The sequence below is a fragment of the Streptomyces glaucus genome (genome assembly GCF_039533365.1).
Lineage (GTDB): Bacteria > Actinomycetota > Actinomycetes > Streptomycetales > Streptomycetaceae > Streptomyces > Streptomyces glaucus.
On the sequence record NZ_BAAATK010000062.1, the window covers coordinates 20,967 to 31,481 of the forward strand.

Consider the following 10,515-nt stretch of genomic DNA (forward strand, 5'->3'; position numbering starts at 1 on the left):
ATCGCTCCAGGATCTCCGGAGAACCGCGTGAATCCGAGGGACCGAGAATTCGGATTCACGAATCCTTCACCGAGCCGCACCCCGTCGTGCGTTCGCCGTCGCTCCACCACCCCCGGGAGCTGCACGGCCGACGCCCGAAGGAGCCGAGTGCGGAGCACACGAAGCAGCGAAGAAGGTGCGCCTGTGCCCGAATATTCACCGTGGCCCGACGACTCGTCCACATTTCAGCTCCGGGCCGCCGCGCCGGTAAAGCCACAGCGAATATCCGACGACCCCGAATTCCACTCGCTGCGCCGCGAACGGCGCCGGTTCGGGGCCCGGGCCACGGCCCTGTCCGTCGGTGGATTCCTGCTGTACGTGCTGCTGTCGAGTTTCGCGCCCGCGGTGATGAACGAGCCCCTGCTCGGCCACCTCACGGTCGGGCTCGCCCTGGGTCTCGCCCAGTTCGCCGTGATGGCCGTGACCGCCTGGCGCTACGTCCGGCACGCCCGGGTCAAGGCCGACCCGCTCGCCCACCGCCTCCAGGCCCGGCTGCACCGCCCCGAGGCCCCCCGTCCCGGCCCGGCCGCGCCGGGCGCGGCCGCCGGACGCCCCGCCGGCGGTGCGAGGGGGTACCGCACGTGGTGACCCTGTCCGCCGGCATCGCCGACGAGCACAGCCTGCAGCTGACGTTCGTGCTGTTCCTGTCGGTGGTCGTGATCACTTTGTTCACGGCTCTGCTGACCGCCCCTCAGCGCGACGAGATCAGCGAGTTCTACCTGGGCAACCGTGCCATGTCGCCGCTGCGCAACGGCCTGGCCATGTGCGGCGACTACGTGTCCGCGGCCACCCTGCTCGGCAGCACCGGGCTGGTCGCCCTGACCGGGTACGACGGGCTGATGTACCTCGGCGGCACCACCGTCGCCTGGATGATGGTGCTGCTGCTGATCGCCGAGCCGCTGCACCGCACGGGCCGGTTCACGCTGGGCGACACGGTGGCCCTGCGCCTGCCCCGCCGGCAGCGGTCGGTGCGGCTCGCGCTGGCCGTGTGCACCCTGGCCGTCGCGACCCTCTACCTGGTGGCGCAGCTCGTCGGCAGCGTCGCCCTGCTGACCCAGTTCACCGGCGAGCCCAGCGCCGCCACCCGCACGTTGTGCGTGGTCGTCATCGGCACCGTCGTCATCATGTACGCCTCCCTCGGCGGCATGCCCGGAGCCACCGTCATCCAGATCATCAAGGCCGTGATGCTGGTGGCGGGTGTCACGGTCACCGCGGGCTGGGTGCTGCACCGCTTCGACTGGAACCCCGACGCGCTGCTCGCCGCCGCCGCCGACGGCAGCGGCCTCGGCGCGGGATTCCTGGAGCCGGGGCTGCGCTACGGCGGCAGCACCGTCAGCAAGCTCGACTTCTTCAGCCTGGAACTGGCCATCGTGCTCGGTCTCGCCGCCCTCCCCCACGTGCTGATGCGGCTGCTCGCCCCGCGCAGGACCGACGTGCTGCGCTCCTCCGTCGTCTGGGCCCTGGGACTGGTCGGGGTGATCTGCCTGGCGGCCGGCGTCCTCGGCCTGGGCGCCACCGCCCTGGTCGGCCGGGACGCCATCGAGACCACGGACCACAAGGGCGACGCGGCCGTCCTGCTGCTCGCGCACGCCCTCGGCGGCGGCATCCTCACGGCCCTGCTGACCTGCCTGGCCTTCGTCACGCTGCTCGCCGTCGCGGCCGGCCTCACCCTCGCCGCGGCCTCGTCCCTCGCCCACGACCTGTACGGCGAGGTGATCCGCAAGGGCCGGGCGAGCGAGACGGAGGAACTGACCGTCGCCCGGCTGTCCGGGGCCGTCATCGGCGTCCTCGGCATGCTGCTCGCCCTGGTCGCCTGGGGGACCAACACCGCGACGCTCGCCTTCCTCGCCTTCGCCATCGCGGCGTCCTCGATCCTGCCGACGATCGTCTACACCCTCTTCTGGCGGCGCTTCACCGCCCTGGGCGCGCTGCTCAGCCTCTACGGCGGCCTGGCCTGCTCGGTGCTGCTGGTGCTGTTCTCCCCCGTCGTCTCCGGCACCCCGGTCTCGTTCTACCCGGACACGGACGTCGCCTGGTTCCCGCTGCAGAACCCGGGCATCGTCTCCATCCCGGCCGGCTTCCTCCTCGGCTGGCTCGGCACGGTGCTGAGCCGCCGTCAGGACCGCGACGCCCAGGAGGAGTTCGAGGTGCGGGCCCTGGTGGGCGCCCGGGAGTGACACCCCGTACGCCCACCCCGCCGTCCGGCGCGCCCGCCGTACGCCTCATGCTGCTGTCATGTCTGCTCGTACGATCACGGTCGGCGTCGCCCGCGAACGCCCCTGCACGCTCGTCGTCTGCCGGGGCTGCTGCTGCGGCAACGCCCGCAAGCACCCCGGCACGGACCACGCCGGACAGCTGGAGCGGCTGCGCGCCGCCGCGACGGCGCACGGCTTCCAGGTGCGCACGACCGACTGCCTCGGCCCCTGCGACCGGGCCGACGTCGTCGTCGTCCAGCCGTCGGCCGCGGGGCGCCGGGCCGGCGGGCGGGCCACCTGGGTCGGCTTCGTCCTGGACGACGCCGGCGCCGAGGAGATCGCCCGCTGGGCGGCGGCGGGCGGGCCGGGCCTGGCCGAGCCGCCGCCGGCGCTTCGGCTGCAGTTCATCGACCCGCCCCGCGACGCCCGCGCCCGGTCGCGCCGCCGCCCCTGATTGCTAACGGTAACCATTTTCATATAGCCTCCTCGGTGCCTGCCCGACCGACCGAGGAGGAAGCACCCCATGGCCGTCCCCAAGCGGAAGATGTCCCGCAGCAACACCCGGCACCGCCGCGCCCGGTGGAAGGCGGCCACGCCGGCCCTGGTGCCGGTCACCGTCGACGGCGTCCGGCACCTCGTGCCGCAGCACCTGGTCAGGGCCTACGAGCGCGGACTGCTGCGGCCCGGGGACTGAACACCCGGGCCGCCCGCCGGCCCCGGGACCGGGAGCGGGAATCCCTGCGCCCGGCCGGCGTTGAACTGCATGTGAGCTCAGTGATCGCCGCGACCCGTTTCTCCGTCCTCGACCGCTCCCGCATCCGCGAGGGACACACCGGCGCCGAGGCGCTGCGGGACACCGTGGCGCTGGCGCGGGAGGCGGAACGCCTCGGCTACCACCGGTTCTGGGTGGCGGAGCACCACGGGGTGCCCGGGGTGGCCGGGTCCGCGCCGACCGTGCTGGCCGCCGCCGTCGCGGCGGCGACGCGCCGTATCCGGGTCGGCACCGGCGGGGTGATGCTGCCCAACCACCGGCCGCTGGTCGTCGCCGAGCAGTTCGGGGTGCTGGAATCCCTGTACCCGGGGCGGATCGACATGGGGCTGGGGCGGTCCGTCGGCTTCACGAACGGGGTGCGCAAGGCGCTGGGCCGGGACAAGGGCGACGCCGAGGACTTCGCGGCGCAGCTTCAGGACCTGCTCGGCTGGTTCCTCGGCACCTCCCCGACCGGCGTGCGCGCCCGCCCCGCCGAAGGGCTGACCGTGCCGCCGTTCGTGCTGGCCATGGGCGAGGGCGCCGTGATCGCGGCCCGCGCGGGCCTGCCGATGGTCATCGGCGACCTCCGCGACCGGGACAGGATGCGGCGCGGCATCGACCGCTACCGCGACCGCTTCCGTCCCTCCCCCTGGGCGAGCGAGCCCTACGTCGTCGTCTCCGGCACGGTCGCGGTGGCCGCCACCCCCGCGGCGGCCCGGCGGCTGCTGGTCCCGGAGGCCTGGTCGATGGCGTACTCCCGCACCCACGGCACCTTCCCGCCGCTGCCGCCCGCCGAGCGCGTCGAGACGCTGACCATGACCGCCAAGGAACGCGACCTGTACGAGTCCGGGCTCGCCGGGCACATCGCCGGCACCGAGGAGCAGGTCGCGCAGGAGCTGGAGACGGTGCTGAAGGAGACCGGCGCGCAGGAGGTCCTGGTCACCACCAGCACCTACGACCGCGAGGCCCTGCTGGACTCCTACCGGCGGCTCGCGGGGATCTTCGCCCGGGGCGGCTAGGCCCGCCGCCGCGCGCACCCACGCCCGGCGCGCCGGGAGCCGGCCCGAGTACGCGCCGTACGGAGCCCCGGCGCCCCCTGCCGGCGTCGCCGACGCGGTGCGCGGCCGGCAGGACCCGCCCGGGAACCCCGGGCCCGGGTCACCGGGCGGCGGCCGGGACGGTGTGGGCGCGGGAGGGCGCCTGCGGCTGGGCGGCCTTCGCCAGCGCGCGGCGGTCCGGGTGGGCGCCCGGCGGGATCGGGGGCCGCACCTCCACCTCGGCCACCAGTCCGCGGGCCGAGGCGACGCGCCACAGGGAGGCGAGCAGCGTGTCCTCGCCGACGAAGGCGGGGGCCGTGGCGGTGGCGCCGCCCGTGGTCCGGTAGCGCAGGCGGACCGGCTGGACGGGCACCCCGGCGTCCAGGGCGGCCTGGAAGACGGCCCGGCGGAAGGAGCCCTGGGCGCGGCCGCACCAGGTGCTGCCCTCGGGAAAGGCCGCGACCGCGGCGCCCGACCGCAGCGCCCCGGCGACCGCCGCGACCGCGTCCGGGAGGGCGCGCAGCCGGTCCCGGTCGATGAACAGCACGCCGCCGCGGGCCGCGACCGGCCCCGCCACGGGCCACCGCCGGATCTCGGCCTTGGCCAGCATCCGGGCCGGGCGGACGGCGGCCAGCAGCGGGACGTCCAGCCAGGAGACGTGGTTGGCGACCAGCAGCAGCCCGCCGGCGGGCGCGGCGGCTCCGGTGACGCGGACCCGCACCCCCGCGGCCCGTACGATCCACCGGCACCACCGCCGCACCAGTTCCGCCGGGATCCTCCCCCGCGAGCGGGACCACCCCCGGACGAGCGGCGACAGCGCGACCCCGGCGAGGACCAGCGCCGCGACCGCGGCCAGCCGCAGCACGGCGCGCGGTACGGCCGTCGCGGATCCCGTGGGCTCCACGCACGCCCCGGGGGTGCAGGGCGCGGTGGGCAGCCAGGCGCTCATCAGGCCGGGACGAGGGACAGGAAGTGCCGCAGGTAACGGGGGTCGACCCGGTCCATCGGCAGCAGCACGTACAGGTCGGCGACGCCGAAGTCCGCGTCGTGCGCGGGCTCGCCGCACACCCAGGCGCCCAGGCGGAGGTAGCCCCGCAGCAGGGCCGGCAGCCCGGTGCGGCCGGCGCCGGGCTGCCCCGGCCGCCAGGGCAGCAGGGGCCGCACCCGGTACTCCTCGGGGGCCAGGTGCCTGGTCCGCACCCGGTCCCAGGCGGCGGAGGCGAGGGCGCCGCCGTCGGCGAGCGGGATCGAGCAGCAGCCGGCGAGCCACCGGTGGCCGCGGTCGGTCATGTAGCGGGCGATGCCGGCCCAGATCAGCCCGATGACCGCGCCGTCGCGGTGGTCGGGGTGCACGCAGGAGCGGCCGACCTCGACCAGGGCGGGCCGGAGCGCGTCCAGGGCGCTCAGGTCGAACTCGCCCTCCGCGTACAGGCCTCCGGCGGCCGCGGCCCGCTCCGGCGGCAGCAGCCGGTAGGTGCCGACGACCTGGCCGGACACCTCCTCGCGGACCAGCAGGTGGTCGCAGTGGGCGTCGAAGGCGTCGACGTCGTGCCCCGGCCGCGCGGTGGGCAGCGAAGCGCCCATCTCCCCGGCGAAGACGTCGTGCCGCAGCCGCTGCGCGGCACGCACGTCCTCCTCGTCACGGGCGAGGCCGACGGTGTAGCGGGTGGGTGCCGCGGGCTGCGGGGGACGGTCGACGGTCAGTGCGCCGGTCATGGCACTCTCCTGGTCACGGGCCGGGTCGGCGGGACGGAGGCGGATCGGAGCGGTACGGTCTGCCGCCCCTGTTCTTCCGATGCCGCCTGACCTTCGCGTGACCGGCGCCAGGAGGCCGGGTGTGCTCTTGTTGAATGCCCGGGGTGCCTGGCGGGACCGAGTCCGAGCACCACCCTCGGTCCCGCCCGTTCGCACCCTGCCGGCGAACGTCCTGAGCTGCGGCGTCCGGCCCCTGCGGCGGGCCCCCGCGGCGGGCGTGCGCGCCGGCGCGGGAGCCGCCGGGGGGCCTCAGCGCCGGGCCGTCTTCCGCGTGGCGCGCAGCCACTCCTTGTTCATCCGGGTGATGGACATCAGCGGGATGCCCTTCGGGCAGGCCGTGGCGCACTCCCCGGCGAGGGTGCAGCCGCCGAAGCCCTCCTCGTCCATCTGCGCCACCATGTCCAGCACGCGGGTCTCCCGCTCGGGCGCGCCCTGCGGCAGGACGTTGAGGTGGTTGACCTTGGCCGAGGTGAACAGCATCGCCGCGCCGTTCGGGCAGGCGGCGACGCAGGCGCCGCAACCGATGCACTCGGCGTGCTCGAAGGCGAGGTCGGCGTCCGCCTTGGGCACCGGTGTGGCGTGCGCCTCCGGCGCGGAGCCGGTGGGGGCGGTGATGTAGCCGCCGGCCTGGATGATCCGGTCGAACGCCGACCGGTCCACGACCAGGTCCTTCACGACCGGGAAGGCCGCGGCCCGCCACGGCTCGATGTCGATGGTGTCGCCGTCCCGGAAGGACCGCATGTGCAGCTGGCAGGTGGTGGTGCGCTCGGGCCCGTGCGCCTCGCCGTTGATGACCAGCGAGCAGGCGCCGCAGATGCCCTCGCGGCAGTCGTGGTCGAAGGCGACCGGGTCCTCGCCCTTGAGGATGAGTTCCTCGTTGAGGGTGTCGAGCATCTCCAGGAAGGACATGTCGGGTGAGATGCCGTCCACCTCGTACGTGGACATGGTGCCGTCGGCGTCGGCGTTCTTCTGCCGCCAGACGCGCAGGGTGAGCTTCATGCGTAGCTCCGCTGGGTGGGGTGGACGTACTCGAAGACGAGGTCTTCCTTGTGCAGGACGGGGGCCTCGCCGGTGCCGGTGAACTCCCAGGCGGCGGCGTAGGCGAACGCGTCGTCCTTGCGGGCGGCCTCGCCGTCCGGGGTCTGGGACTCCTCGCGGAAGTGGCCGCCGCAGGACTCGGTGCGGTGCAGCGCGTCGAGGCACATCAGCTCGGCGAGCTCCAGGTAGTCGACGATGCGGTTGGCCTTCTCCAGCGACTGGTTGAACTCCTCGCCGGTGCCCGGGACCTTGATGCGCCGCCAGAACTCCTCGCGGATCTGCGGGATGCGCTCCAGGGCCTTGCGCAGGCCGCTGTCGGTGCGGGCCATGCCGCAGAACTCCCACATCAGCTCGCCGAGTTCGCGGTGGAAGGAGTCCGGGGTGCGGTCGCCGTCGACGGCCAGCAGCAGGTTGAGCCGGTCCTCGGTCTCGGCCAGCGCCTCCTGCACGGCCGGGTGGTCGTCGGTCACCTCGTCCTCGTGCCGGGTGCGGGCGAGGTAGTCGTTGATGGTGGCCGGCAGGACGAAGTAGCCGTCGGCCAGGCCCTGCATCAGCGCGGAGGCGCCGAGCCGGTTGGCGCCGTGGTCGGAGAAGTTGGCCTCGCCGATCGCGAACAGGCCGGGGACGGTGGTCTGCAGGTCGTAGTCGACCCACAGGCCGCCCATCGTGTAGTGCACGGCGGGGTAGATCCGCATGGGGACCTCGTAGGGGTTCTCCGCGGTGATCCGCTCGTACATCTCGAAGAGGTTGCCGTACTTCTCCTCGACCTTCTTGCGGCCCATCCGCCGGATGGCGTCCGCGAAGTCCAGGTACACGCCCTGTCCGCCCGGGCCGACGCCGCGGCCCTCGTCGCAGACGTTCTTCGCGGCGCGGGAGGCGATGTCGCGGGGCACGAGGTTGCCGAAGGACGGGTAGATGCGCTCCAGGTAGTAGTCGCGCTCGTCCTCGGGGATCTCGTGCGGCGGGCGGGTGTCGCCCTTGGCCTTGGGCACCCAGATCCGGCCGTCGTTGCGCAGCGATTCGCTCATCAGCGTCAGCTTCGACTGGTGGTCGCCGGTGCGCGGGATGCAGGTCGGGTGGATCTGCGTGAAGCAGGGGTTGGCGAAGTACGCGCCGCGCCGGTGCGCCCGCCAGATCGCGGTCGCGTTGGAGTTCATGGCGTTCGTCGACAGGTAGAAGACGTTGCCGTAGCCGCCGGAGGCGAGGACGACGGCGTCCGCGAAGTAGGTGGAGATCTTCCCGGTGATCAGGTCCCGGGCCACGATGCCGCGCGCCCGCCCGTCGACGACGATCAGGTCGAGCATCTCGGTCCGCGGGTGCATCTCCACGTTGCCGGCGGCGATCTGCCTGTTGAGGGCCTGGTAGGCGCCGAGGAGGAGCTGCTGCCCCGTCTGGCCGCGGGCGTAGAAGGTGCGGGAGACCTGGACGCCGCCGAAGGAGCGGGTGTCGAGCAGACCGCCGTACTCACGCGCGAACGGCACGCCCTGCGCCACGCACTGGTCGATGATCTCCACCGAGATCTGCGCCAGCCGGTGCACGTTGGACTCGCGCGCCCGGAAGTCGCCGCCCTTGACGGTGTCGTAGAACAGCCGGTGGACGGAGTCGCCGTCGTTGCGGTAGTTCTTCGCGGCGTTGATGCCGCCCTGCGCGGCGATGGAGTGGGCGCGGCGCGGGGAGTCCTGGTAGCAGAACTGGACGACCTTGTAGCCCTGCTCGGCGAGGGTGGCGCCGGCGGAGCCGCCCGCCAGGCCGGTGCCGACGACGATGATCGTGTGCTTGCGCCGGTTGGCCGGGTTGACCAGCTTGGCCTCGAAGCGGCGCCTGTCCCAGCGCTCGTGGATCGGCCCGGACGGGGCCTTGGTGTCGGCGACGGGCTCGCCGGTCGTGTAGTTCACGTACTCGGTGGTCATGTTCAGCTCACCACTCCGGTCATGACGCCCACGGGGACGGCGATGAAACCCGCCGTGAGCGACAGCGCGAGGACATCGGCAGCGGTCTTCAGGGCGCGGTCGCGCCTCCGGCTGCCGACGCCGAGGGTCTGGGCGGCGCTCCAGAAGCCGTGCCGGACGTGCAGGCCGACGGCGAGCATCGCCACGATGTAGATCACGTTGCCGTACCAGGTGGAGAAGGTGTCCACGACGTTCTGGTACGGGCGGCCGGCCTGGAAGCCGCCGGAGTGCACGGTGCCGGTGGTCAGGTCCAGGATGTGCCAGACGATGAACAGGCCGAGGATGATCCCGCCCCAGCGCATGGTGCGCGTCGCGTAGCTCGCCCGCGGCTTCTTATGGACGTACCTGCCGGGCCGCGCCTTGATGTCGCGGCGGCTGAGCTGGTACGCGGACACGGCGTGCGCGACGACCGCGACGACCAGCACGATCCGGACCAGCCACAGCGTCCACTCGTAGTGCATGAACGGCTCGCCGACGGTGCGCAGCCAGTGGGCGTAGTGGTTGAACTCGGCCGCCCCGAAGAAGATCTTCAGGTTGCCGATCATGTGGACGACCAGGTACAGCAGCATGATCAGGCCGCTGACCGCCATCACTGCCTTCTTGCCGACGGTCGAGTCCCACACGGTGCGGGCCAGGGACGGCCGTCGATCCGTCCGCGTTGCCAGAGCCATGCGGCCACGCTAGGGCCGGGAATCCCGATCGGTCCAAGACATGGTCCGGCTTGATTCGATAGGCGCCGACTATGCTGGGACGGTGCAGTTCCAGCAGCTCCAGTACTTCGTGGCGGTCGCCGAGACCCGGCACTTCACCCGGGCCGCCGATCTGGTGCACGTCGCCCAGCCGTCGCTGTCGCAGCAGATCAAGGCCCTGGAGCGGGAACTGGGCGCGGACCTGTTCCTGCGGGCGCGCGGCAACATCACGCTGACCGACGCGGGCGAGGCCCTGCTGCCGCTGGCCCGGCGGATCCTGGCCGACGCGGACACCGCCCGGCACGAGGTGCAGGAGCTGGTGCAGCTGCGCCGGGGCCGGGTCCGGCTGGGCGCGACGCCGAGCCTGTGCACGGGCCTGCTGCCGGACGTGCTGCGCGCCTTCCACGACCGGTACCCCGGCATCCGGCTGCTGGTCGAGGAGGGCGGCTCGCACGACCTCGTGCGGGGGCTGGCGCGCGGCGCCCTCGACCTCGCCCTGGTCGTCCTCCCCCTGCCGACGCCGTCCCCGGCGCTGACCACGGTGGAGCTGCTGCGGGAGGACCTGGTGGTGGTGTCGTCCCCGGAGGCGCCCCGGCCCGGCGGCGGCCGGCGCACCGTGCGCGTCGCCGACCTGGAGGGCGAGCGCCTGGTGATGTTCCGGCACGGATACGACCTGCGGGAGCTGACCGTGGCCGCGTGCCGGGCGGAGGGCTTCGAGCCGGACTTCGCGGTGGAGGGCGGGGAGATGGACGCCGTGCTGGGCTTCGTGCGGGCCGGGCTGGGCGTGGCCGTCGTCCCCCGGATGGTGGCCGCGCGATCGGGGCGCGGACTGCGCGTGACCCCGCTGGCCCGGCCCGGACTGCACCGGACCATCGCCCTGGCCCACCGCAGCGACGTGGCGCCGCCGCGGGCGGCACGGGAACTCCAACGGATGCTCCTGGAACGGTGACACGGCCCGCCCTCACCGGGGGCGGTCGGGGATCGGTCGGGGCCCCGGGGCCGGGCCGAGTCGGAGGCCAAGCGGTCTTAGGAAGACAAATGCTCCGCGCAACTCCTTGGCTC

The 10,515-nt window shown here is 73.6% G+C and carries 11 protein-coding genes; 6 read left to right on the top strand and 5 right to left on the bottom strand.

Annotation, left to right across the window (positions count from 1 at the left end; genetic code table 11):
• The first annotated feature begins 183 nt into the window (after window positions 1-183).
• The 5 genes from ABD363_RS29235 (at window position 184) to ABD363_RS29255 (ending at window position 4,004) form a co-directional block, all read left to right on the top strand.
• Window positions 184-627 (top strand): DUF485 domain-containing protein, encoded by a 444-nt coding sequence (locus ABD363_RS29235; protein WP_344608957.1) that lies wholly within the window; start codon window positions 184-186, stop codon window positions 625-627.
• Window positions 621-2,216: a sodium/solute symporter gene (locus tag ABD363_RS29240; protein WP_344608959.1), complete on the top strand. Its 1,596-nt coding sequence runs from the start codon at window positions 621-623 to the stop codon at window positions 2,214-2,216. Before ABD363_RS29235 ends, ABD363_RS29240 begins: the two co-directional genes overlap by 7 nt.
• Window positions 2,217-2,274: 58 nt before the next feature.
• Complete coding sequence (locus ABD363_RS29245; protein WP_344608961.1) at window positions 2,275-2,688, top strand: (2Fe-2S) ferredoxin domain-containing protein; 414 nt, start codon at window positions 2,275-2,277, stop codon at window positions 2,686-2,688.
• A gap of 69 nt (window positions 2,689-2,757) precedes the next feature.
• Entirely contained in the window at window positions 2,758-2,928 is a 171-nt protein-coding gene (gene rpmF / locus ABD363_RS29250) for a 50S ribosomal protein L32 (protein WP_344608963.1), read from the top strand.
• A 71-nt stretch (window positions 2,929-2,999) separates the two neighbouring features.
• The gene (locus ABD363_RS29255; RefSeq protein WP_344608964.1) at window positions 3,000-4,004 is read left to right on the top strand and encodes an MsnO8 family LLM class oxidoreductase; all 1,005 of its coding nucleotides are present in this window, start codon (window positions 3,000-3,002) and stop codon (window positions 4,002-4,004) included.
• A gap of 139 nt (window positions 4,005-4,143) precedes the next feature.
• Here ABD363_RS29255 and ABD363_RS29260 read toward each other — a convergent pair whose 3' ends face one another.
• From ABD363_RS29260 to ABD363_RS29280, 5 genes are all read right to left on the bottom strand, one after another.
• Window positions 4,144-4,971, bottom strand: a complete 828-nt coding sequence (locus ABD363_RS29260; protein ID WP_344608966.1) for a lysophospholipid acyltransferase family protein — start codon at window positions 4,969-4,971, stop codon at window positions 4,144-4,146.
• Entirely contained in the window at window positions 4,971-5,738 is a 768-nt protein-coding gene (locus tag ABD363_RS29265) for a GNAT family N-acetyltransferase (RefSeq protein WP_344608968.1), read from the bottom strand. The genes ABD363_RS29260 and ABD363_RS29265 overlap by 1 nt, the downstream gene beginning before the upstream one ends.
• A gap of 288 nt (window positions 5,739-6,026) precedes the next feature.
• Window positions 6,027-6,776, bottom strand: a complete 750-nt coding sequence (locus tag ABD363_RS29270; protein WP_344608970.1) for a succinate dehydrogenase/fumarate reductase iron-sulfur subunit — start codon at window positions 6,774-6,776, stop codon at window positions 6,027-6,029.
• The gene (locus tag ABD363_RS29275) at window positions 6,773-8,725 is read right to left on the bottom strand and encodes a fumarate reductase/succinate dehydrogenase flavoprotein subunit (RefSeq protein ID WP_344608972.1); all 1,953 of its coding nucleotides are present in this window, start codon (window positions 8,723-8,725) and stop codon (window positions 6,773-6,775) included. Before ABD363_RS29275 ends, ABD363_RS29270 begins: the two co-directional genes overlap by 4 nt.
• A gap of 2 nt (window positions 8,726-8,727) precedes the next feature.
• The gene (locus ABD363_RS29280) at window positions 8,728-9,399 is read right to left on the bottom strand and encodes a succinate dehydrogenase (RefSeq protein WP_344608978.1); all 672 of its coding nucleotides are present in this window, start codon (window positions 9,397-9,399) and stop codon (window positions 8,728-8,730) included.
• A gap of 118 nt (window positions 9,400-9,517) precedes the next feature.
• Between ABD363_RS29280 and ABD363_RS29285 the strand changes: the two genes are divergently transcribed.
• On the top strand, window positions 9,518-10,402 hold the full coding sequence (locus ABD363_RS29285; protein WP_344608974.1) for a LysR family transcriptional regulator: 885 nt from the start codon (window positions 9,518-9,520) through the stop codon (window positions 10,400-10,402).
• Window positions 10,403-10,515: the final 113 nt, after the last annotated feature.

Coding starts and splice junctions, on each gene's coding strand:
- ABD363_RS29260 (WP_344608966.1), bottom strand. CDS start 4,971: ATGAGCGCCTGGCTGCCCACCGCGCCCTGCACCCCCGGGGCGTGCGTG.
- ABD363_RS29265 (WP_344608968.1), bottom strand. CDS start 5,738: ATGACCGGCGCACTGACCGTCGACCGTCCCCCGCAGCCCGCGGCACCC.
- rpmF (WP_344608963.1), top strand. CDS start 2,758: ATGGCCGTCCCCAAGCGGAAGATGTCCCGCAGCAACACCCGGCACCGC.
- ABD363_RS29270 (WP_344608970.1), bottom strand. CDS start 6,776: ATGAAGCTCACCCTGCGCGTCTGGCGGCAGAAGAACGCCGACGCCGAC.
- ABD363_RS29245 (WP_344608961.1), top strand. CDS start 2,275: ATGTCTGCTCGTACGATCACGGTCGGCGTCGCCCGCGAACGCCCCTGC.
- ABD363_RS29275 (WP_344608972.1), bottom strand. CDS start 8,725: ATGACCACCGAGTACGTGAACTACACGACCGGCGAGCCCGTCGCCGAC.